Annotated in this window: 21 protein-coding genes; 4 read left to right on the top strand and 17 right to left on the bottom strand. The window is 64.8% G+C overall.

Annotated features, from left to right (window positions below):
• From VSR34_RS35025 to VSR34_RS34995, 7 genes are all read right to left on the bottom strand, one after another.
• Entirely contained in the window at positions 1 to 1851 is a 1851-nt protein-coding gene (locus VSR34_RS35025) for a hypothetical protein (protein WP_342964846.1), read from the bottom strand.
• Positions 1852 to 1910: 59 nt separating this feature from the next.
• On the bottom strand, positions 1911 to 2993 hold the full coding sequence (locus tag VSR34_RS35020) for an iron-containing alcohol dehydrogenase (protein WP_342964845.1): 1083 nt from the start codon (positions 2991 to 2993) through the stop codon (positions 1911 to 1913).
• A gap of 361 nt (positions 2994 to 3354) precedes the next feature.
• Positions 3355 to 4299: a phytanoyl-CoA dioxygenase family protein gene (locus VSR34_RS35015; RefSeq protein WP_342964844.1), complete on the bottom strand. Its 945-nt coding sequence runs from the start codon at positions 4297 to 4299 to the stop codon at positions 3355 to 3357.
• Positions 4300 to 4376: 77 nt separating this feature from the next.
• A complete protein-coding gene (locus tag VSR34_RS35010) occupies positions 4377 to 4631 on the bottom strand; it encodes a hypothetical protein (protein ID WP_342964843.1) in 255 nt (84 codons plus the stop codon).
• Positions 4591 to 5613 carry a glycosyltransferase gene (locus VSR34_RS35005; RefSeq protein ID WP_342964842.1) on the bottom strand — a complete coding sequence of 341 codons (1023 nt, stop codon included), beginning with the start codon at positions 5611 to 5613 and terminating at the stop codon, positions 4591 to 4593. Before VSR34_RS35005 ends, VSR34_RS35010 begins: the two co-directional genes overlap by 41 nt.
• 198 nt (positions 5614 to 5811) lie before the next feature.
• A complete protein-coding gene (locus VSR34_RS35000; RefSeq protein ID WP_342964841.1) occupies positions 5812 to 6060 on the bottom strand; it encodes a DUF6137 domain-containing protein in 249 nt (82 codons plus the stop codon).
• 26 nt (positions 6061 to 6086) lie between these two features.
• Positions 6087 to 7643 (bottom strand): GMC family oxidoreductase, encoded by a 1557-nt coding sequence (locus VSR34_RS34995; protein ID WP_342964840.1) that lies wholly within the window; start codon positions 7641 to 7643, stop codon positions 6087 to 6089.
• A gap of 981 nt (positions 7644 to 8624) precedes the next feature.
• Between VSR34_RS34995 and VSR34_RS34990 the strand changes: the two genes are divergently transcribed.
• Positions 8625 to 8825: a hypothetical protein gene (locus tag VSR34_RS34990; protein WP_342964839.1), complete on the top strand. Its 201-nt coding sequence runs from the start codon at positions 8625 to 8627 to the stop codon at positions 8823 to 8825.
• Between the two features lie 760 nt (positions 8826 to 9585).
• Here the strand turns inward: VSR34_RS34990 and VSR34_RS34985 are convergent.
• Genes VSR34_RS34985 through VSR34_RS34940 form a run of 10 tightly spaced genes read right to left on the bottom strand, consistent with a single transcriptional unit; the run spans position 9586 to position 20043 of the window.
• On the bottom strand, positions 9586 to 9870 hold the full coding sequence (locus tag VSR34_RS34985) for a hypothetical protein (RefSeq protein ID WP_342964838.1): 285 nt from the start codon (positions 9868 to 9870) through the stop codon (positions 9586 to 9588).
• A gap of 21 nt (positions 9871 to 9891) precedes the next feature.
• The gene (locus tag VSR34_RS34980) at positions 9892 to 10416 is read right to left on the bottom strand and encodes a hotdog family protein (RefSeq protein ID WP_342964853.1); all 525 of its coding nucleotides are present in this window, start codon (positions 10414 to 10416) and stop codon (positions 9892 to 9894) included.
• A 2-nt stretch (positions 10417 to 10418) separates the two neighbouring features.
• Positions 10419 to 11246 (bottom strand): beta-ketoacyl synthase chain length factor, encoded by an 828-nt coding sequence (locus tag VSR34_RS34975; RefSeq protein WP_028230174.1) that lies wholly within the window; start codon positions 11244 to 11246, stop codon positions 10419 to 10421.
• 5 nt (positions 11247 to 11251) lie between these two features.
• The gene (locus VSR34_RS34970) at positions 11252 to 12457 is read right to left on the bottom strand and encodes a beta-ketoacyl-[acyl-carrier-protein] synthase family protein (RefSeq protein WP_028230173.1); all 1206 of its coding nucleotides are present in this window, start codon (positions 12455 to 12457) and stop codon (positions 11252 to 11254) included.
• 30 nt (positions 12458 to 12487) lie between these two features.
• On the bottom strand, positions 12488 to 13342 hold the full coding sequence (locus tag VSR34_RS34965; protein ID WP_342964837.1) for a polysaccharide deacetylase family protein: 855 nt from the start codon (positions 13340 to 13342) through the stop codon (positions 12488 to 12490).
• On the bottom strand, positions 13339 to 15894 hold the full coding sequence (locus tag VSR34_RS34960) for an MMPL family transporter (protein ID WP_342964836.1): 2556 nt from the start codon (positions 15892 to 15894) through the stop codon (positions 13339 to 13341). The genes VSR34_RS34965 and VSR34_RS34960 overlap by 4 nt, the downstream gene beginning before the upstream one ends.
• The gene (locus VSR34_RS34955; RefSeq protein ID WP_244145298.1) at positions 15894 to 16454 is read right to left on the bottom strand and encodes an outer membrane lipoprotein carrier protein LolA; all 561 of its coding nucleotides are present in this window, start codon (positions 16452 to 16454) and stop codon (positions 15894 to 15896) included. Before VSR34_RS34955 ends, VSR34_RS34960 begins: the two co-directional genes overlap by 1 nt.
• Positions 16455 to 16510: 56 nt before the next feature.
• Positions 16511 to 17560 carry an acyl-CoA synthetase gene (locus VSR34_RS34950; RefSeq protein ID WP_342964835.1) on the bottom strand — a complete coding sequence of 350 codons (1050 nt, stop codon included), beginning with the start codon at positions 17558 to 17560 and terminating at the stop codon, positions 16511 to 16513.
• Entirely contained in the window at positions 17557 to 19338 is a 1782-nt protein-coding gene (locus VSR34_RS34945; protein ID WP_342964852.1) for an AMP-binding protein, read from the bottom strand. The genes VSR34_RS34950 and VSR34_RS34945 overlap by 4 nt, the downstream gene beginning before the upstream one ends.
• A 57-nt stretch (positions 19339 to 19395) precedes the next feature.
• The gene (locus VSR34_RS34940) at positions 19396 to 20043 is read right to left on the bottom strand and encodes a hypothetical protein (RefSeq protein WP_342964834.1); all 648 of its coding nucleotides are present in this window, start codon (positions 20041 to 20043) and stop codon (positions 19396 to 19398) included.
• A 559-nt stretch (positions 20044 to 20602) separates the two neighbouring features.
• On the opposite strand from VSR34_RS34940, the gene VSR34_RS34935 reads away from it, so the two are divergent.
• The 3 genes from VSR34_RS34935 to VSR34_RS34925 all read left to right on the top strand — a co-directional run bounded on the left by VSR34_RS34935 (position 20603) and on the right by VSR34_RS34925 (position 22621).
• On the top strand, positions 20603 to 20863 hold the full coding sequence (locus VSR34_RS34935) for a phosphopantetheine-binding protein (RefSeq protein ID WP_028211215.1): 261 nt from the start codon (positions 20603 to 20605) through the stop codon (positions 20861 to 20863).
• Between the two features lie 30 nt (positions 20864 to 20893).
• Positions 20894 to 21610, top strand: a complete 717-nt coding sequence (gene fabG, locus VSR34_RS34930) for a 3-oxoacyl-ACP reductase FabG (protein WP_342964833.1) — start codon at positions 20894 to 20896, stop codon at positions 21608 to 21610.
• A 246-nt stretch (positions 21611 to 21856) separates the two neighbouring features.
• Positions 21857 to 22621, top strand: coding sequence for a glycosyltransferase family 2 protein (locus VSR34_RS34925; RefSeq protein WP_028211213.1), 765 nt, complete (start codon positions 21857 to 21859; stop codon positions 22619 to 22621).
• The last annotated feature ends 418 nt before the right edge of the window (positions 22622 to 23039 follow it).

Raw genomic sequence — 23039 nt, 5'->3', positions numbered from 1 at the left:
TCATTTCCCTGAGGGTGTATCGAGCCCAGCCAATTCAAAAATTGTTCCGAGCAACCGACGAAAGTCCAGGAGCAAGGTGATGCGACCACTGCCACTGAGCGTTCTGACGCTCCGCAGCCTAGCTTCGGCGATCATTAGCGCAGCCAGTGATAAGTAATCCTGAATGCTCAAATAGTCTATATCGCACAAGGATGCGAGATGGCGCGCGTCAGCAAGCGCCAATTGATTCTCCAGGATGAAGGCCGCCAGTTCCAGCTCGGGGAAACTAACGTCGCCCCAGTTCGCTTCCAGTTGGAAGCGATGGAGTCGCCCGTGAATGTCGACCTGCCAATGCCAGTCGCCACATGCATAGCGCAATGATGAACGAATCACCCTGCCCGTCCGCCCTGGCCACGGTACTGGCTGCATCAGAAATACGCCCATTGGCTCCGGCACCTCGGGCAACGGATCGTAACCGCAGCGCTCTCGCATGGTTGCCAGGACTGCCAACCAGCGAGGACCTAACGCCATCGCCACGGGACTGTCGGTCGCGTGTGCGATGACTTGCTGCGCCGCGAGTCCCAGCCAGTTCGCCGCCTGCGCCATCAAGTCCGCCCGCACGGATGGGCTCCCGGCGTGAAACCGTTCCCTGAACGATCGTGTGGACCCGACATCGACTGTTACCGCATAGCCATCGACGAACCAACCCTGACACGCACCGTTCATATTCCGCACACGCTGAAACTCCGCCCGACCGAACACGCCTTCACCTATGAAACGCAGGTGCAACAGCGCTCTGCCGTCAGGTCCACAGACCACGATCGGCGTCTTGCGCGGATTAGCCAACGGTCGTCGTCCATTCAGAACCCGTGGGTCATTCCATGGTAGCCAGGCGCGACCCAGCCCGTAACGCGCCTCGCCTTGCGGGCACCTAAACTGCAATGTCACATCGGTGGGAGGGATGGGCAGGCCCGGCGTGTCACGTAGTCGTGCGACGAATCCACGATGTTGATCAGGACGCAGGCACTCCCAAAGGCGTGGAGAGCGACAGTCGCGCGCCTTGAGCGCTGGCGAATGTGCAGGCATTGGATGTGCCTTTGGGCCGCGCCAGAGCTTTCCGACGCTGGAAAACCACAGATCGATCCCGGGTCCGCACAACAGTGCCGCCACACTTTCGATCGTGGCCCCGGAATCCGGCTGGTCGTCCACCACCACAACCACGGGAGCAAACCGGCGCTCGAGCCAGGCCAGAATGGCCTTCAGACCATCAAGCACATCGCTTCCGGGCTGCGGACGCACCGTACACCAATGCACGTCTACCATGCCCCGTCCTGCCAGTACGGCCTTCCAGAGCGGCGCGAGGTACGTACCTCCGCTGCGGATCCCCACGATCAGGACCGGACGATCAACGCTCACCTGCCTGATCAGCCGCCCGCCATCGCCATCAATCAACTCAAGATCAGCGAGGTCATAGCCGCAGCACTCTGGCATCGGCAGATGGAGCAACTTGCTCAGATATTCGGGTAATAGGTCCTTCCTGAGCACAACCTGCACCGACGGGAAATCATTGGGGACTTCGGGCTCGGCCGCTGCCTTTCCCAACAGCGCCTGTGCGGCATGATAGGCCTGACATTCGGCGCGGCGAAGCTGCCCCTCGATCTCCTCCTCCGTTGTAGCCCTAAACGCCTCGCCTGGCCTGCAAACAACGAGCAGGTCGGCCCAAAATTGCACTGCGGCACAGGCGACCAGGTATCGGTCCAAGGTTCTGTGGCCAACGGCGGCACCTAGATGGCCCAGCACTTGTCCGACGTCGATGCGGATCAGGCCGGCAAGCTCGGCATGTTCGCGGTGGGCAATGAGAACGCCGCTCATGGGTTCAGAACGCAAGATCGAATGAAGCCTGGAGGGCCGGCACGAAGCGATCACGGCTGTCACAACCTGTTCTCATCGTATGAAACATCTTCAATATCGACTAAGCACTCCTTAATACATGACTGAATAAGAGAGGCCTCGACCAATATCAGGGGCCTATCGACCGGCCCGGCCGGAGCGCCCAGACCCTCCAGCAAGATCATGGCCACCTGTTCGGGGCGAGCCGATACATACCCGCGCTTGTTGTCTGTGCGCAGTAGCGCCATCACCGTCGCGACGGAGACACCCGCGGGCAGCCGAAACGTCAGACCGTTGAGCCTCAGTAACCGATAGTGAAGCTCCAGATCAGCCTCTTTCAGCCGCCCGAGTCGACTGGCCACTTTCGCCGCCACGATCATTCCGAGTCCGACGGCTTCTCCATGCGGCACCCGGCCATTCGCCGCCAGTTCGATCGCATGCCCGACCGTGTGGCCATACTCGAAAGCAAGGGCCTGCCTGCGCTCGCATTTGTCGACCAGCATGACTTTCTGTTTGGCAAGCAAACCTGCTTTGACAATAACCGCGAACTCCGAATCGGAGTAGATTGCGTTCGGGTTCAACCCACTTTCAAGCAGCGGGATGTTCTCAGTTGCCACAGTCAATGCGTTCTTGATGATCTCGTACATGCCGGACCTGATTTGCGCTGCAGGCAACGTCTGCAGAAAGCCAAGATCGATCAGTACTGCCGTCGGCTTGTGATAACAGCCCAGCAGGTTTTTGCCCAGAGGCAAATTCACCGCCTGCTTGAGCGAGGCCACCGAGTCCGCCGCGGCAATCAACGTCGTCGGCACGTGCACGAGGCGGACGCCACGAAACAGTAAAGCGGCCGTCAACCCGGCAAGATTCCCAATGACTCCGCCACCAACAGCGACGATCACGCCGCCACGGTCGATGCCTGCGCGCACCATATCGTGAGCCAGTTGCTCGACAGTACTCACGGACTTTGCCGATTCTCCGTCCTCGACTACCCAGAGGCGGGTTGGCGCCTCACCCACGAGTCGATCGAACACCGTTGGCGCATGCAAACGGCCGACGGTTTTGTCGGTGACCAGGTGGTAGCTCGAGGCCTCGAGTTCACACAGAGTAGATATGATCTCGTCCACGCATCGAGCCCCGATCCATATTGGATAGCACTCGTTTTCGAATTGGATTTTCAAGTTGTCCATAGAACACCTTCATCCTTTCAAGGGCGTTGGCACATGGAAAAGCATGAGAATGAATACTCGCCTTTCTCATTCGTTAAACAATCCGCGCCTCGTAATGAACCAGTGGCCGCCGCGCTGGCCAACATGCCTTTCGGCACAACAGCCCGAGACTCCACAGACAACGGTCTTCCGTGGGCAAATGCAAGCACTCCAGTATGCAAATTCCCAACGCAAGGCCACGCAGCTGAAGCGGTAACGCTGCGCGAACACTTCCATAGACTGATTCGTAATCCTAATCATAAAGTTTGCATTGACCGCATCATGCTGACCCCGGTCGAGATTCCGATAGCATTCCACGATGTACTGACGCGCTTCTATCAAAATCCGCGTCCCGCAAAAATGACCTCCGGTCCTCGTTTTGCTCTGCCTTCAGCATCAACTCCGCACCTAAGAGTTTACCGGGCTGCCCCCGCCCCAAGACGCTCATCGGATCCTCGAATCCATGGACATAGCCCAAGGCAAATGCGCCGCACTGATAGCCCATCAAGCGCAGCAATTCGTCCGGCAGTGTGCGGGCGATCTCCAGCGGGCAGGAGAGAAACTGGTTCTCCTCCTGCCGAAGCCAGCCGACTGCGTAGGTCAGGTTGATAGCCGACCGGACACGATCGGAGCGATTGTCGCCGCCACCGTGGTAGACCTTTCCGTCGTAGACGAGGACCGAGCCCTTTTCCATTTCTGCTGGAAGGCTGGCTGCGATATCGAATTCAACGCTGCGGCCCGCCCGGTGACTTCGTGGTACGACACGCGTAGCGCCCATCTCCTCGGTGTAATCTGTCATGGCCCACAGCGTATTGCACTGCACGTGATAGTCAATGGGAAAGGGAAACATGTCCCATGCCACCTCGTCCTGATGCAGCGTCTGTGCCTTGGCGCCGGGATAAATGGACACGACTTGCGTGCAATGGATCTGAACAGTCGTGGCATGACACAGAAAGCGCCGGGTTGTTTCCAGAACGGTCGGGTGGAGGATCAACTCGTGCGTGCCTGGTGATCTGGCGATCAAGCCCCCAGTGCGTTTGGTCCGTCTACCGAGAATGCCGTCTGGACCAAATGGCGCGACGGCGGTATAGGGCTGAAGCTCGTCGGCAATGCGATCCATGGTGGCAGCGGGCACGAGCTTGTCGATAATGGCGTAGCCTTGCTCGCGCAGGCAGTGTTCGACCTCCGAGGCGGAAGCGGTCTTGTCAAGATGAATCAGCGACATGGTGAGTTCCTTGGTGGCAAGCTGTTTTTCGACGGATGACTTGTTGCCAACGCCACGCAGGGCGGGTACCCCGGAGGTCAGCCCGTGGCAGATCTCGTTGCGTTGATTTTTGCCGACTGATAGAGGTCGAGCGTCCGTGCGACCATCGCGGCTGGCGAATAGCGTTGCTCGACATAGGCGCGCAACCGAGACGGATTGGTTTTCTGTGCATGATGGCCGGCGAGCACCTCTTTGACTCGTGCGATCAGCGCGGGCGTGTCCCCCGGTGCGATCAATAAATCGGGAGTGACGTCACGCAAGATTTCTTGAAGGCCGCCAACGGCAAAGGCCACTACCGGCACGCCGGTGGCCAGGGCCTCGATGCTGGCCCCCCCCGAACTCCTCATACAACGACGGCATCACGATCAGATGGCAGGCTGCCATCGCAACAGGCACTTCATGATTGGGGATGAAACCTGTAACCGTCACCCAGTCCAGCAAACCTGCTTTGTCAACGGCGTCCAGCAGGCGATCCCGTTGCGTGCCGTCGCCTACGATCAGCAACTCGCACCCGTTCTCGCGAAGAGCCAAGGCGAGGGGAATCAGATGCGGCCATCCCTTTTCTTTCGCGATCCTGCCCACAAAGCCCACCGTTCGTCCTCGCAGACCATGACGCTCGCGGAACGCGGTCACCGCCTCAACCGGCGGCGGCGCAAACTGGGTTGTATCGACCATATCGGGAACGATCTCGACACGCTGGGCATCCTGTGCAAGCACAACGGCGGTTCGTTGGGTCAAGGCCATGACGGCGAAAGCCAGGCTGACGGCTCGTCGTTCAAGCCGCCGGGCTAGCCGGTGTTGAAAGATATCCAGCCATGAGCTTGGCGTATAGACTGCGAGACGGGAGCAGTGCACCGTCAGGATCAGCGGGCGTCGCAGCAGTCGAGGAGCCACGCAAGCGACCAGCAGCGCGGAAATCTGGCCGTCGAGGTGCACATGGACGACATCGAAATCTTGCCTGCGCGCTCGTTGCAGTAGTGCATACAATGTGGCTGCAGCCCACGACTGGGTCAGCCCAACCAGCCCACTGAACTCGGAGCGGATGCGGGGCATGGGTATCATCATCCGTTCCACCCACAGCAGCGGATGCAACTGCCGTAGTTTTGGCAGTCCCGGAAAGCCGATTGTCATCACATGCTGATGGATGCCTGCTTCCGCGAGGCAGACCGCCTGTCGCCAAGTCTGCACCTGCATGCCACCGACCGAATCGAAAGCCATTGGCCAGGATTCGACGTCTGGGTGATGGAAAAAGGGCGTCAGCTTCAGGACTCTCATATGGATCAAGCCTTCGGTTAAGCAGGTCAAGCTTTAGTGGCGGCTCCAGTGCACAGAGGCCAGTTATCTAACCTGTCGACTGTGATCTGCGACAGGTTGAAGTGGCACGACATGCAGCCCTCCCCAACGGATACAAGACGTCTCGCATGCGTGCGGGAAGGCTTCAACAATATCGTCGCGACGTCTTCGCAATGTCAGTCAGACGATGATGTCTCCTGTGAGCCTCGCATGCAGCAAGTGCGTTAACGCTTCGATGGAAATGGATCTCTCGGTCGACGTCAACAAGCCGGTGTGAACATCGAGGATTGCTTCCAGCCGGCTAAAGATCTGTTCCCAATCGCGGGTATTCAATTCGACCTTGTCGAGGGCCACAATATTCCCTGGCTCCTCGCCGGTCACATTGCAGATCGTATAAATGATGAACTGGCGAAGGAAGGTTGGCGTCATGACCGTGGTCGCTTTGTGAATGATCTTCAGATTGCAGAGGGGCGCGGCACTCGCGGGTCGTTCGCATGACTTGTTGCATCGAGAGCGATGCGGCGAGCAATTCTCAGGGCGTTGGCCTGGATCGTCAGCGTGGGATTTACGCCGCCGGGGTAAGGCATGTAGCTACCATCCGCAACGTAGACGTTATCCAGCGAATGAAGCTTGCCGTCCCGGTCCACCACCGAGGTTCGCGGATCATCGCCCGCGCGGCAGGTGCCATGCAGGTGGGTGCTGCCTTTGGCAAAGTTAGAGGCTTCGTGTTGGATATCGCGAGCGCCTGCGGCCTTAAGCCATTCGGTTGACCTTTCCACCATATAGGCGAGGCGCGCCAGATCCCGTGAGTCCGTCGTATAGTCGATCATGATCTGCGGCAGGCCCCAAGAGTCTGTGCTACTGGAAAGACGGACCCGATTCCCAAGAGATGGATGGTCCGCAAGAATAGTTTCGACTCGCAACACCAAAGCGTCGACCTGCAAGGGGTACCAGTTGTCATGCTTGGCTTCGTAGATCAGTCCGCCGACACCAGTCGGACAGCGTTCATCCAGATAATGGTCGAGCACGCAGACCGTGGAAAACGGCCCCCGATAACCGATCGGGTGAGAGTCGATTTGTTGTCGGTCTGCCTTCACGATGCCCTGCGAATATTCGCTCAGTTTCATGCAAAGCCCCCGACCGACGACATCGTGCTCGTTGCCAATGCCGCCTGGCGCATACGGTGTGACTGAGCGCAACAACAAGGCGGCTGTCTGAATCGCATTGCAGGCCAGAACGAAACGGTGGCCGCGGATGGAACGAACCTGTTTGGTTCGGGCGTCCATACAATGAACCGCGCTCGCGCAATTACGCCTTTCCTGCATCAGCGCAACGGCCTTCACGCCGGTCAGCAGCGTCAGGTTGGGAGAATCGGCCAGCGGACCGATCATTGCATGCACCACATCGCGCTTGGCGCCGCGCGTGCATTGTGACGAGATGCAAAGCGAGCAGCAGTCGCACAGGGCGCGATCGACCGCTAGCGGGGTCGGGCGGGGCCAAAGGCCCAGCCGAAGCGCCCCTTCCCAGAGATGTTCCGCGGGCAGGCTCAAAGCCTCAGGAACCTGTCTGCGCGCGCATACAAATCCCGAGTGATCAATAGAAAGACTCGATTCGATCTCCTCGTAAAATGGCGTGAGATCGGCGGCACTGATAGGCCACTTCACCGGCAAGCCATCGACACGAATGAGCTCGCCAGGATCGAAATCGAATTCAGTGTACCGGAATGATGCACCGCCATAGAAAACGGTGCCTCCTCCAAGGTTGCGCGTGCTCCATGGCCATCCACTCGGATCCCATCCCTGCACTTCGTTGCCAGCCAATGCGCGAATGGCGTCCGCATCCACCACAGCGTTCCCGGCATTGGCGATGAGTCTGGCACCCTCTTCGAGCAACAGCGTGCGAAGCCCTGCGCGAACGAAGGTTTCCGCAGCAACGGCACCCCCGGCACCGCTGCCGATGACGACCACGTCAAAGGGACAGTCAAACAGGATTCCTGATTGAAGTCCGTGCATGTGTGACACACCCAAGGCGCGGCTTTCTACGAATGGTGCGGGTAAAGGGGTCATCCTGAGGGCCGTTCTTTGGCGTTGCTGCTTGAAGAAATGTGGTGATGAAGCTTCGCCGCCCTGTGCGGAAAATGATCCGCACCTTCAATCGTACCGAATGAGGACGCGCGGCAACCAGCACACGGGTTAGCACCACCACTGCTGTTAAAACGTTACAGGCCAGATCGTTTTCAAAGATACGTTGACCCATCGTAGAACATGAAATGAAAATGTAAACATGAAAGAGGAGTTTTTTTGATCCTCTCAATCTAAGCACCCGAGCGTAGAAGTGTGAGGCAGCGCGGATCGTCGTCACCTTCACTATTTCAAGATAAAAACCTGGGCGATCCCTATACTGAATACGTTCATTACCTCTCTCCACTGAGCTAGATCTCTCGCGCAAGATCATCGACACGCTGCAGTTCAGCCGGCGCCGGCTGCTCGATTTCGTCTCATGGGGCTAAGCATTCGAAATGCCCTTCAACCCACGTCCGCAGATCTCATCTCCTGGAGACGACTTCTTGCGCACGATGATGAGCCATGGGCAGCGACCTTGGTGGGCTGAACCAATGCAGCACGCATTTCAGGGGGCAACCGGCGCCTGCCCCATTCCGGCGACTTCCATCAACCGAAAAACGGCGCGCCCGCGACTTGCGTATGGTGTACTCGGCGGAGTAAGGTCAGGCGCGCTGTTCGCGGTGCCGATCCGGTTAATCATGTTCATTGAAATGTGCAAGTTGTCCCCGGTCTCCGATCCAATCCTCGCAACTTAAGCCGCGCCCCTTATAAACAAATGTTTTCGATAGTAAGATTTTATCCATAGTTATCCTTAGTAATTCACGGAAGAACTCGGGTTAACACCGTACTGACCGAGTTTATTGCGCACCTCCAGTCCCCTGAACTGCTGGCACGCCATATACGAATGCGCGGAATTTCAGCCGCCGGCGGGTGCTCGATTTCGTCACGCTGGTCTGCTGGTTCCGCGGCGGGCTTGCGTCCAAACCGAACTGGATCGTTTTCTTCGCCGTGCTTCGCAACCAGGCCGAACCGGTTCGGTGCGTGAGTGCGCAAGCCCTTTCCAAAGCCCGACTGAACTTGCCGCACGGCATTTTCCTCGATTTGGACACGCACCTGCTCGCGCTGGTTTAGCAGGCGGTGTGCCGCTCTGGCGCTGGCTGTGCGCCATCGCCGCAGACGCCGCGGCGTGCGCCTTACCACCGGGGATGCCACACGGCGCGTGATGCGTTACGCCAGGGTCTTCCCCCTGTACCTGCCCGGCGTCGAGATGATTGCACGATACCGGCGAGCGCCAGATGCTGTTCGAACACCGCAGGCGTCGGCTTCATTGAAGCCGAATTAACCGGCGATCACAAATACGCGGCGGCCTCGATGCAACTATCGAGCGCACCCAACGCGCTACTGGGTGAGGCGGACAACTTGCCGAACCCGGGACACAGCGCGGCAGCTGCTACCAACGGCGCAGCGCATGTACGGCGGCATTAGATGCGTGTGGTCGATGACTGTTTGCAGCGCTATCACGGCTGGCTCGCGGGTCGATCCAAAGAACGAAATAGGCGCGATCGCGCCAAGTCGGATGCACCGGTGCGGCTCAACGACCCGGCGCGACGCAGACAAAACTAGGAAGAACGCTACGCGCGAAGAACCGGCCCCGGGGCGTTACGCCATGCGTCTACTGCCACGACGCCAAACAGGCATAAAGGCGTATTCGAACCCGAATGCACAGGCCACAAGCGCACAATGAAAAAGGCCGCGCATTGATGAACGAGCGGCCTTGCTGTTCAAGAGCGCTACGGGCTGTCGATACCCGATGCACTCGGGAGCGACACCATACAAGAAACGATGCCGCCGTATTGCGTTTCACGCGTACACGCGCCGACGAAAAACCGCCTTACGCCTGGCTCTTATCGCCACCACCATCCTTATGAAACACCCGCTTGGTCGCGCGCTTCGTAGCCTCATAACCTTCGCGCGACACGTGCGCGATGCCATGGCCCACGGCCTTCGCCGCGCTCGCGGTGGCGTGGCCGAAGTCGCGCGCGGCGTGCCCGGTTTTCGTCGCCGCCTCCTTCGAATCGTGCTTGATGTTCTCCTTCACTTCGTGAAGGTCGGCGTGCGCCATCGTGCTGGCCATGCCCAGCACGAGCGCGGCAAGTATGAACCGTTTTGTTTTCATCGTCGGGCTCCCATTGTGTTTTCAACGGATGACTGCGGACGCGTCGAGCATCACCGCCGCGCGTCCCGTAAGCAGCACGCTGCCGTCGCAGCGCACAGTAAAACCGTAAAGGATCGTATTGCCGCTTCCGCTCACGCGCTCGGCCTCGATTACCAGAGGCGCATCGAGCATATCGAGCCGCTCGACGTGCGCCTCCACGTTGCGCACGCTCGCAAGATAGCCCACGCGCGGCACGCTCGTCGTCGATCCGTCTTGCGCGCCGTCCAGCGCACCCAGCAGCGCGCCATGCACGGCCATTGCCTGTGCCGCATACTCCACGCCGCAAACCGCCGCGAGACGGCCGCGCGAACGCAGCGGATTGCCCACGTCGCGATGGCTCGTCGCCGTGCAGCGAATGCGCGTCTCGTCCCACGCCTCGACCGCGTCGAGCAGGCACATCGCGCCGCTATGCGGAATGTGCGCCGCGATCCACGCATGGTCCAGCGGCACGGTCCTCGCTGCGTTGGCGATCGCGTGCACGAGGACGCGCGGCAGGTCGGCCTGCATCGTCATGCACCTTCCCCCGACACCTCGGGCATCGTCACGTCGATATGCACGCGTACCTCGGGCATGTAGTCGATCACCACGCTGCCCTGCCGACGTGGTTCGGCAAGGCACGCCAGCACTTCCAGCAGCGGCAGCACGCGCGCGGCAGGGTTGTTCGTGCGCAGCGCTTCGAGTTCGGGAGAAGCCAGCGTCGACGCCTGCGCATCGGTGAGCGTCACATCGAGGCGCGCGAGCGTCGCCGCGCTCGCCTGCGGCGCGAGCACGAGCGCGACGCCGAATGCATCCGCAACGGGCCGCACCGCGTGAAGCGGTTCGGGGTAGTCCGCATCGTAGGCAATCAGCAAGGTGGGCACGCCATCCACGGCCACCTGGCACACGCTTTCGAGCAGCCCCGCCGCGAAGCTGCCGTCGTGCGCGCACAGCACGTTCGACGTCGCCCGCGCCCCCGCCGCGATGCTCCAGTAGCCAGCGGGCGCGTTGTGCACCGAGTTGTGAAAGCGCGTGGGCGAGAGTTGGCGATCGTCGCCCGCGAGCGTTGCGCAGATCGCGTGACAGTTCACGCCATCGCCGCCCGAGGCCGCGAACACGGCGGCGAGCGTGGTCGCGTCACGGCCGCTCGCCGCCACGGCTTCGTGGCCCACGGCCAGCGCGATCTTGACGACCGGCCCGGTGCGGCGGCGCTCCGCGGCGGGCAAACCGTCCGGCGGCGGCAGCACCGTGCGTGCGCTCGCGTAAGGCGCGCGCGCCGCGAGCACGTCGGCGGCCTGCGGCCAGTTGGCGAGCCCCGGGCCGATCACGCCGACGCTTTCGATGAAGGCGGAAAGTCTCATGAGGGTCATCCGTGACAGGCGCGGTCCGCGCGGCCGAGCAGCAGGCTGCAGTTCGTGCCGCCAAAGCCGAAGGAGTTGCTGAGCGCGGTGCCCACGCGTGCCTCGCGGCTTTCGAGCACGTAGTCGAGGCCGAGCGCCGCGTCGGGCTGCGTGGTGTTGACGCCGGCAGGCAAGAAACGATGCCGCAGCGCGAGCGCCGCGATCACGGCTTCGAGCGCGCCCGCAGCGCCCAGCGTATGTCCGGTCGCGCCCTTCGTCGAGCTGCACGGCGTGCGCTCGAACACGCTGTTGATCGCGCGGCTTTCGGCGGCGTCGTTGCTCGGCGTGGCCGTGCCGTGCAGGTTGATGTAGTCGATGTCGCGCGCAGCGAGGCCCGCGGTCGCGAGCGCCTGCTCCATCGCGGCGCGCGCGCCGAGGCCTTCGGGATGCGGCGATGACATGTGATGCGCGTCGCTCGATTCGCCTACGCCGAGCAGCAGGATCGCGTCGTCATCGAGCGTGTCGGGCACGCGTTCGAGGAAGGCGAACGCCGCGGCCTCGCCGATCGATATGCCGTTGCGGTTCACGTCGAACGGGCGGCACGGATCGCGCGAAAGCAGTTCGAGCGAATTGAAGCCGTACAGCGTCGTCAGGCAGAGCGAATCGACGCCGCCCACCACGGCCGCGTCGATGAGCCCCGCTTCGATCATGCGGCGCGCGGAGCCGAACACCTTCGCGCTCGACGAGCACGCCGAAGAAATCGACGTCGCCGGTCCGCGCAGCCCAAAATACGCGCGCACGAAAGAGGCGAGCGCGAACGGGTTGTGCGTTTGCGCGTAATGGAAGCCGGGTTTGAGCGCGCCGCTTTCCGGGTCGCGCAACCGGTACGCATTTTCGGTTTCGAGTATGCCCGAGGTGCTGGTGCCGACGAACACGCCCACGCGTTGCACGCCATAGCGTGCGACGGCGGCCTGGACGTGTTCGGCGAAGCCGTCCTGGGTGAGGCCGAGCTGCGCGAGACGGTGGTTGCGGCACGCGTAGTCGGCGAGATCGGCGCGGATGGCCCCGCTCTCGACGCCGGCCACGGCGCCGATCCACGTATCGAGGTCTGCGCGCTCGAAGTCGCAGCGCGCGAGGCCCCCGCGCTTGCCGCGCAGCGCGTCGAGCGTCGCGTCGAGCCCGCGCCCGAGGCAACTGGTGGCAGTGAAATGCGAAAGGAGGATGGGTTTCACGTCAGTCGATCCGTTGGCGCATACGTGGAATCAGGGATGGCCCGTCTGGTCGTCCAGACACGCGCGCAGTGTCGCCCACTGCAGGTCGTTGTCCGCAGCGGCGCGCAGCAGCGGCGGCAGCACCTCTAGCACGAGCGGCTCACCGCGCGCGTCGCGGGCCGCGTGGCCGTCATGCACTAGCAGGATGTCGCGTGGCGCAAGACCGTCGAGCAGACGGCGCGTGACCGCACCGGCCTCTTGCGCGCGCGTGTCGAACCCGCGCCGCGTCCAGCTCGCGAGCTGCAGGCCGAGGCTGCACAGCGCCGGCTCGAGAAACGGATTACGCAAGCCCGCAGGCGCGCGGAAAAAGCGCGGCGCGACGCCCGCAATTTCGGTGAGCGTGCGCTGCCCGGCCGCGATCTCGCGCTTCATGGCGCGCGGCCCGAACAGCGAAAACGTAAGCCGATGGTGCTCGCTATGGTTCTCGACGGCGTGGCCGCGCGCCACGATCGCTTCGACCAGCTGCGGATGGCGTCGCGCCAGCTCCCCGATGCAGAAGAACGTTGCGCGCGCATCGAACCGATCGAGAAGATCGAGCACGCGCGGCGTTACTTCGGGGTCCGGACCATCGTCGATGGTCAGTGCGATGCGCCGCCCCACAGGTTCGGGCAAGCGCGTCCAGTTCGGACCGAGCAGCGCGCTGCGCGGCCACAGGCCGGCGGCGGTGAGCGCCAGATGCGAGGCGGCCACGCTGCCCACGGCCCACGGCCACGCACCCGGCTGCACGGCGAGCGCGGCGGCCGCGCCCGCGTGCAGCGCCGCCGCGCCGCAAATGAACGGCGACGGCTTCCAGCGTCGCACCGCGGCGGGCGTGAAGCATGACGACGGCAGCGAAGGCGAACTCATGCGCGGCCTCCGTCGGGGTGGCTCAAATGTGCGGCCTCGGCGCGAGTTTGCGCAGGACGCCGCAGCGGTTGGGGCGCGTCGGGAGCGTGTGCCTCGTCGGTGCCGTGAACCAGCGGCGGCGCGAGGATCGCCGCGAACACGAGCGCGAGCACGGCACCTGGCCCCACCGTCAGACCAAACGTTTCGAGCAGCGGCACGTGAGAGAGCGCGAGCAGACCGAAGCCCGCCACCGTCGCGAGATTGGCCACCAGCAGCGAGACGAGCGTACGCGGCGTGACGCTCGCGTGCTCGTCGTGCTTGCAGAAGAACAAGGCATAGTTCGATCCCACCGCGACGATGAGCAGCATGCCCACGAGATGCAGGATGGTGAGCGACACGCCCGCCAGCGCGAATCCCGCCGCCACGACCAGCACGGCGGCGACGAGCGGCGCGAGCGCACGCGCCGCGCGAGTCGGCGAGCGCAGTGCGACGGCCAGCAGCACGGCGATGGCGACGAAGCCCGCGAGCGAGAGGCGGATGTCCTCATGCACATAGTTCGCATACAGGCGGTCCGCCTCGGCCTTCAGGTCCACGAAGAGCGCGCCCGGCACATTCGCGCGCGCGACGGCGTCGCTCACGGGCGTGGCGTCGAGGCTCGGGGCGTCCGCAGCACGCGTGCCCTGCGCATTGGACGGCGCGCGCAAGGCCAGCATCGCGTTCCATTGGCCGTTGCGCTGGGTCAGGAGCGCATCGACGGCGAGCGCCATCGACGTGCCCTTGAGGTCCGCACGCGTGACCAGCGGCTGGGTGCGCGCAGCCTCCACATCGGCAAGGAAAGGCGCGAACGCATCCGGCCTCACGTCCACCGACTGATTCCTGATCGCCTCGGTCAGGCGTGCAGCGAGTACATCCTTCGCGGGCAGGCTCGCGAGGCGCGCGCGTTGGGTCGCGTCGCTCGGCAAATAGCGCGACGGGCTCTCGAAACCGCCCAGCACGCCACGGTCGACGAGCGGCTGCAACTGCGCGCCGACCTTCTCCGCGCCTTCGAGCGCGGCCTGCTCGCTCGCGGCCGGAATCACCACGAGATAGCGCACGTCGGGCGCGCCTACGTCCGCGCGCAGGCGCGTGTCGAGCGCCTGGCTCGCGGCGGGCACCGGGCTCAGCGAGGAAAGCTCGCGGCTCCAGAGGCCGTCGCGATGCAACCAGAGCAAGGCGACGGCGGCGAGCACGAGCGCCGCGAGCGGCCAGCGCAAGCGCGGCGCGGCCTGCGCGAGACGCGCGAGCGCCGCGCCGATGCGCGAGACATCGCGAATCGCGACCGTGCCGCCGCAAAGCTGCGGCAGCACGAAACGCGTGACGAGCGCGGCGCTCACGAGGCCGGCAATCGAATAGAGGCCAAGCTGCACGAGGCCGGGAAAGCCCGAGAACAGCATCGACGCGAAGCCGCACACCGAGGTCAGCACGCCGAGGCGAATGGTCGGCCAGTAGGCGGCGAGCCACGCGCGCAGCGTGTCGCGGCCCTGAAGCGCACCCGGCGGTGCGCCGCGTGACCCACCTTGCGACGACTGCACGAACAGATAGATCGAGTAGTCCACCGCTTCGCCGATCAGCGTGGTGCCGAAGCCGAGCGTCAGGCCGTGCACCGTGCCGAATGCGAGCGCGACCGCAGCGATGCCCGCCGCCACGCCCGAGAGCACCGGCAACAACCCGAGCGCCAGCGTGCGCGGCGAGCGGTAGAGCGTGAGCAGCAGCGCGACGATCAGCACGAGGCTCAGCGTCGAGAGGCGTTCCACGTCGTGACGGATGGCATCTCGCGTCGCAACCGCGAACACGCCAGGCCCCGTCATCGATACCTGGTAGGCCGAAGCATTGGGCAAGGTGGCCGCGGCGGCGGCAAAGGCCTGACGCACGGCGTCGATGGCGCGCCCCTGGGCGTCGGTGTCGGAGCCGGCGGCGACGGTCTGTGCGACGAGCACGGCGCGCCGGCCGTCGCGCGAGGCCCATACACCGGCGCGGCTCGCGGGCTGCGCCGCGCTATCGAGCTGGCCGAGCATCGCCGCCACCTCGCCCGTCGGGTCGCGCGGCAGCAGATCCTTGGCGATGAGCCCCGCGGACGAAGTCAACAGATCGAGGCTCTCGCCGAGCGCGTCGTGCAGCCCGTGTTCGGTGAAACGTTGCGGCGTGACCGCTGGGCTCAGCACGTAGCGGTGCGCAAACATGAACTGCTCGTCGCGCGCGTCGTTTTCGTCCGCGCCGTTATGCACGGCCGCGAACTGCGGGTCGGCGCGCAAGGTCTGCGCCACGCGGCGCGAAAGCGCAGCGCGCGTGCTCTCGTAACCGCCGTCGATGCCGATGAGAATGAGCCGCGAAGCGAGGCCGTCGCGCAACTGATCGACGAGCACCTGCTGCTTCGGGCTCGGCGAGCGCGGCAGGAACGCCGAGAGATCGGCGGTGAAATGCGCGCGGCCTATCGCCACGGCGCACGCCACGAGGCACAGCAGCCACACCGCGACGGCGCGGCGCTGCGCGAGCGCGAAGCCGCGTGCAAGGAGCGGATGGGCGCGCGGATCCATCAGTTCGCGTCCGCGGAAAGGGCGTGCAGGCGCATCAGCGAATGATCGCCATCCGCCTGCTGGATCGCGACGCTGCGCAATGCGTCGCCGGAGCCGTCTATGGTGATCGTGCTCACCACTTTGAGCATGCGCGAGTCGAGCGGCGTGAGCGTGAGCGACCAGTCGTCGCCCTCGCCCGCGAGCGCGACCTTGTACACCTTTTCGAGCGCGAAGCGGTTGCCCGCCAGCGTCGCGCGGATGCTCTCGATGAACGCGCCAAGCTCCGGATAGCGTGCAAGGGCGAGCGTGTATTTGTGGTTCTCGCGCTGCACGGTCAGCATGTCGCCGTCCACCACGAGATGCTCGGGCTTCGGGCTCTGCGTGATCTTTTCCAGGTGGTCGGGCGCGACGAACACGAGTTCGCCCGACGATTCCACGGGCTGCGTGGCGATCGAAAGGTATTTCGTCTCGGTGAAGCTCGCGTGGCCGGACTTGTGCTGCGCGAGCGTGGACATGAGGCGGTCGATCGTCCAGGCCGGTTGCGTCGTTCCGGCCGCCTGCGCGATGGCGCTCGAAACCATCAGGAAACATGCAGCGCTTGCCGCCGCGCGCATGGACACGAATTGGCGGATCGCGCTCATGCGTCGGTCACCTCGTGCACGGGAAGCTCGGCGTGGGCGCGCGACTCGCGGCGGCGCATCGGGGCCGCGCCCGCCTTGCGGGGCGCGGCCGGAGCCGCAGCCGGAGCCGATGCCGGGACGCCCGCATGCGCGGCCTTTCTGCCGCCCTGCCAGAAGTCGAAGTAGTTGAACCAGTTGTACGGCGCGGCGCGGCAATAGCGGTCGAGCAGCGCGACGTAGCGCACGAGCGCCGCGTCGATCGTGCGCTGGCGCGCCTCGCGCGGCACGTCCGTGAAGTCCGCGAGCGTTTCGAAGTGCACGTCGTAGCGGTTGCCGTCGCGGTAAAGGCCCGTCATGAAGAGCACCGGGCGCTTGAGCATCGCGGCCATGTAGAGCGGGCCGAGCGGAAACGCCGCCGGCTCGCCGAGAAAGGCCATGCGCCGCATGGTGGCCGCGTCGTCCGCGAGCAGCGTGCGGTCGGCGAGCAGGCCGACCATGCAGTTCTGGTCGAGACGCTCGTGCACCTTGAGCATCGAGCCGACCCGGCCCAGGCCGATCACCTCGGGCTTCGCCGCCGGATTCACGGCGGCCAGCGTCGCGTTGATCTTCTGCGCGTTCTCCTCGTACATCGTCACGACCACGCGCAAGTCGGGCCGCGTACGGCCGAGCGCGCGCACGACCTCGAAGCTGCCGAGGTGCGCGCCCATCAGGAAGACGCCCCGTCCCTTCTCGAGCGCGGCGTCCACGAGCGTGTGGCCATGCGGGCGGATGTCGAACAGATCGAAGCGCCCGTTCGCCAGATAGATGCGGTCGTGGATCGTCGCGGCGAACGTGAAGACGTGGCGGTAGACGTCGCGCCACTGCGCGGGGCGGCCCAGCACGCGGCGCAGATAGTCGCGCGAGGCCGCGCACGCGCGCGGCGAAAACAGCACGAAATACAGTGCGATCAGGTGCAGCAGCGCGCGGCCCGCACGGCGGCCGAGGCGCAGGGAAAGCCACGTCATGACGCGCAGAAGCAGCGTGTTGCTGCGTTCCTGCTGGTTCGCCCAGTCGGTGCGATTCGTCATGGCTGCGCTCCCGTTTGCCCGCTCGCACGGGTGAGAGGGCCGGCGCTGCTTGCGCCGCTGAGCACGCCGCTCGCGACATCGCGCGCGCCCGCGCGCAGCGTGAAGCGGATCGCGCCGCTCGCAGCGGCATCCCAGGCAAGGTCGAAGGTTTCGCCGGGCGCGGCCGGGCTCAGGAACTTGGCGGAGCTGAGCTTCCATGTGGCGAGCGGCCGGTTCAGCGCGGTGCCGATCGCATCGATGGCGTGATCGAGCAGCACGACGCCGGGCACCACCGGGTGGCCCGGAAAGTGGCCGGGCAGCGCCGGATGGTCGGCGGGAATCGTGAACGAGAGCGCGGACGACGGCGTGCCCGCTTCGTTCGCATCGGGCGCGTGCTTCGTGGCGGGCGCGAGGCCGCCGCCCGTATGAAGCGCAACCAGCGCAGCAAGCACGTCGTGCGGCAGCTTGCCGGTGTCGTTGCGCGGCAGCGCATCGACGAATATGAGCGGACGCGGCAGGAACGCGGGGTCGATGCGCTCGCGCAGCGCGCGCTGCAGATCGGCGAGCGAAAGCGTGGGCGCGACCACGAGCGCGACGAGGCGCTTCACGTGCTCGTCGCCGTCGCGCTCGTCGTGCCGGGGCATGAAGAACACGCCGTCCACCACGCCAGGAATCGCGTTGATCTGATGGTTGAGGTAGGCGAGCGACGTGCGCTTGCCCGCGATGTTGATGAGGTCCGTCTTGCGTCCGTGCAGGAGGAAATGCTCCGCGTCGAGCAGTTCGAGTGCGTCGCCCATGGGGACCGGCTCCTCGACATGGCCGCCCGAAACCCACATCGTGGGCCCCTTGTCCACGTCTTCCGGGGTCTCGCTCTCGCGCGCTTCCAGGCGGATCTTCGGGTGCAAATGCCACGTCGCGCCCCGTGCGGTGCGGCGCGTCGCGATCTGGCCGGTTTCGGTGCTGCCGTAGATCTCGATGAGCGGCGCCCTCAGGCGCGCCTCGGCTTCGCTCGCGAGCTTCTCCGAAAGCGGCGCGGTGGCGCTGAGCACGAGTTCGGACGGCGGCAACGCGTGATCGGTGCCGAGCAGCGCGCGCAGATGGATCGGCGAGGTCACGAGCACGCGCGGCTGCGGCACCGCTTCGAGTTCATCGCGGATATCGCCGGGATAGAACGGCAGCCGGTTGCTGAACGCGAGACCGCCGATCAGCGCGAGCAGCACCGTCGCCTCGAAACCGTACATGTGCTGCGGCGGCACCGTGCCGACGATGGTGCAGTCGCGCGCATCGAGCAAGCCCAGCCGCTCGGCCGACGCGCGCACGCCCGCGACGAGCATGCCCCAGGTCTTGCGGTGCGGCACCGGCGCGCCGGTGGAGCCCGAAGTAAACACGTAAGCCACGGTACACGAAGCGTCGATCCGCGGGACGACGAACGGCGCCTGCGCGCCGGGCGCTTGCTCGGCGCCGGATTCGGGATACGCAAATCGCGGCAGGTCGATCGCGCATTCGGGCGCGTCGTGCAGACAAAACGCGTCGGGTGCGAAGGCGGCGAGCTGGCGCACCGTCTCGGGCGTCTGGGTGGACGGCAGCAGGCTGACGCGGCCGGACACGAGCGCCGCGCACAGGCTCACCGTGAAGCGGTAGCGGTCGCGGCAGACGTTGAACACGTGCCCGCCCGCCGGCAGCGCCGCGGCCACGCGCGAGACCTCGGCGAGAAAGGCGCGCACCGTGACGGGCGCGCCGTCGCGCCAGGCAATGATCTGCTCGGGCGATTTGTGAAAAACGAGCGGATGAGTCTGCATAACTTCAGTCAAAACGAAATCCTGGGTTGGCGAGGCGGGCAAGACGGCATCCATCCATCACGAATGCGCCCGGCTCGTCTGCCGGTAGGCGCGGATCGCGTCGAGCATGCCGGCGCGCGGCTCGCCCGGCAACGCGAAACGCCGGCACGCGTGCTCGGCGACGAACATCACCGCCACGAGCGGCAACGCGAGGTAGTTGGCGAACGTCGACCACGCGAGAATCGGTGCAATCGCGAACATCAGCGTCGAAACGCCGGCAATCGCGATGAAAAAGAGCGTCCATGCGAGCGTGATCTGGCGCGTGTAGCGCGCGACGGCAGGCGTGAGCGCGCCGCCGTGGATCATCGCCGCGAACTGCGTGCAGAGCGGCACGCGCCCCGCCGCGAGCGTGCGCCCGAACAGCAGCGCCATCGCGAGGTTGAAGCTCACATGCTCGAGGAACAATCCCCATGCGAAGTGCAAAGCAAGGGGCATGCGCGCAAACCAGAGCGCCAGCGCGACGAGCGCCCAGAGCGGCAGCAGCACTGTCCGGCGCGGCGAGCGGGCGGCAGCGGCGAGCGCGATCGCGAGCGGCGGCGCAAAAGCCATCGCAAGGCCAAAGCCGTGCGCGCCCGGCGTCGCCACCGCGTAATGCGCGCCGACCTGCCAGGCGACCACTGCCGCCACGGCCAGCACCGCGCGCGCCGCCGGCGCCACCGCGGTCATCGCGTGCCTCCGCGCAATCGCCCTGCAGCCTGCCGGGCGCGCGACGCCTCCTGACGCCGGAAACTCGCCGGGCATGACCGGGCACGCACGCCGGCGCAACGCAACGCGGTAAGGCTAAACGAGCATGGCATGTTGGCAATCGTTGTAAGAATCGTAGGATTCGCGCGCGTGCGGCCGTACAGCGCCCGCGTCGCGAATCGTCATATAAAAAAGCAATTATCGGGCCGGTTTCTTGCGGACCTGTTCCGGCCCGCACATTTTAAGATGGCGCGACGCGAACACCCGTCCAGCATCACACCGGTTTGTAACTGAATGTTCGGAATCCCGCGCGGCAAGGCTTCCGTCCGAAGAAGACAGGCGCAAAGCGGCGCAAGCGTCTCGCGCGTTCCGATCCCAAAATGCGTGCGAGAGGGCCCCGACCCTCTGTAACCCTTTCGGCCCGCAGCACCGTATACGCACCGATACCCATCGACTAGAATCCGCGTAACTTTTACATCACACGAACCCTAAAAAAGGGGCGTCCGCCGCAAGGGCGGCGTGCCCGAAGAGCCCACGCATGATGAACGCACTGCAAAAAGAGCTCGCCACGCTGATCGTGACCGAGCTGAATCTCGAAGACGTCTCGCTCGACAACGTGAGCGCCGATACTCCCCTCTATGGCGAAGGCTTCGGGCTCGACTCGATCGATATTCTGGAAATCGCGCTGCTGATCTCGAAGAAGTACGGCTTCGAGCTGCGCTCGGACAATCCGGATAACGAAAAGATCTTCGCGACGCTCGGCGCACTGGCGGCCTACGTCGAGGCGCACCGCGTGCGCTGACGCACGGGCGCCGGCATTGGGGGAATACGCATGCGTGCACTCGTGACAGGCGGCAGCGGCGCACTCGGGCAGGCTATCAGCGAAGCGCTCGCACAGGCGGGCCACGAAGTCTGGGTCCATGCGAACCGTCGTTTGGGCGAGGCCGAGGCCGTCGCGCAGCGCATCGTCGCCGCGGGCGGACGCGCGCACGCCATCGCCTTCGACGTGACCGACGCCGATGCCACCGAAGCCGCGCTCAAGCGTCTCGTGGAGGCAGCGCCCGTGCAGATCCTCGTGAACAACGCGGGCATTCACGACGACGCGCCGCTCGTGGGCATGCGCCGCGAGCAATGGCGCCGCGTGATCGACGTCTCGCTCAACGGCTTTTTCAACGTGACGCAGCCGCTCCTCATGCCGATGATCCGCACGCGCCACGGGCGCATCGTCAATATCGCGTCGCTCGCGGGTGTGATGGGCAATCGCGGCCAGGCGAACTACGCGGCCGCGAAAGCGGGGCTAATCGGCGCGACGAAATCGCTCTCGCTGGAACTGGCCTCGCGCGGCATTACCGTGAACGCCGTGGCGCCCGGCATCATCGCCTCGCCCATGGCGGAGCAAGCGTTTCCCGCCGAGCGCATCAAGCAGCTCGTGCCCGCGCAGCGCGCCGGCCAGCCCGCCGAAGTCGCGGGCATGGTGGCGTACCTCGTCTCCGACGCGGCCGCCTACGTGACCGGGCAAGTACTCTCGATCAACGGCGGCCTCGCCTGAGCGGCCTCCGCGCTAACCGCATCCTCTGAGGAAAGACAAGTGTCCGTGCAACCCTTCGACGCCAAGCGGCAGTCGCGCTCCGCGCCCGGTGCAAGCACGGGCACGGCTGGCGAAGCATCCTGTTACGAAGTCGCGCCGCCCGTCGGGCGCGATGCCCGCGACGGCGCACATGACGGCGGTTATGCGCGCGCGGCGGCGCGACCTACCATTTTCTCAGGGTCTCCCGCCGCCGGAGCGGCCGCTGCCATGTCCACGCCGAGCGCCTCGTCCACGCATCTCGTCCTGATACCGAGCTACAACCCGGGTGCGAAGCTCGACGAGACCGTGCGCGGCGCGCGCGCGCAATGGAACCCGGTGTGGGTGGTGGTGGACGGCAGCACGGACGGCAGCGCCGAGCGCCTGCAAGCAATGGCACTGCACGACCCCGGCCTGCACGTGATCGTGCTGCCCGAGAATCGCGGCAAGGGCGGCGCGGTGCTCGCGGGGCTGGAAGCGGCCGCCGAGCGAGGCTTCACACACGTCTTGACGATGGACTCCGACGGCCAGCACCCCGCCGCGCTGATTCCCGAGTTCATGGCTGCCTCCCAGGCCGCGCCCGAGGCCATGGTGCTGGGCTTGCCGAAGTTCGACGCGAGCGCGCCGCAACTGCGCGTGCAGGGACGGCGCCTCTCGAACTTCTTCGCCGACTTCGAAACGCTGTGGGCCGGCATCGGCGATTCGCTCTACGGCTTTCGCGTCTATCCGATCGCGCCGCTCGCCGCGATCATGCATCGCCAGACGTGGATGCGCCGTTTCGACTTCGATCCCGAAGCCGCCGTGCGGCTGTGCTGGGCCGGCGTGCGGCCCATTCGCATCGAAGCGCCGGTGCGCTACTTCAGCGCCGGCGAAGGCGGCGTTTCGCACTTCAACTACGTGCGCGACAACCTGCTGCTCGCGGGCATGCACCTGCGGCTCGTGAGCGGGTTCGTGCTACGTCTGCCTCTGCTCGTCGGCAGACGCCTTTTCGCTTGACCGGCTGCCATGGCGCAGCGCCCATCGCGCCGGGCATTCGATAGTCGGCCAGCAAGCGCTCGCGCTGTTTCCCCTCACTTAGGATTCTTGATAAATTCCGCAGCGGGCAGCGACACGCCGTACCAGCTACGCGAGAGGCCCACTCGAAGCGAAGACGAAGCAGAGAAAACCCTGCATCGAGGGCCGTTTTCTCAAGCCCCCCGGGCGCTTGCCGTTAACACATGGGACCAACCACAACCCATTCCGGAGTCCCGTTTGAACGCGAAATCACGCGCTCTGCCATCTGCCTTTGCCCTGACCGGAACCCTCGCCGCCACGCTGCTCATCAGCGGCTGCCTCAGCAGTCCCCGCGTCGCCACCGCACCCGCGCGCCCCACGACCGTGGCCGCCGCACCCCCGCCGCCCCAGCCTGACGTCG

The organism is Paraburkholderia sp. JHI2823 (genome assembly GCF_038900695.1).
GTDB lineage: Bacteria > Pseudomonadota > Gammaproteobacteria > Burkholderiales > Burkholderiaceae > Paraburkholderia > Paraburkholderia mimosarum.
The sequence above is the reverse complement of the archived record's forward strand: the minus strand, read 5'-3'. Positions and strand labels throughout refer to the sequence as shown.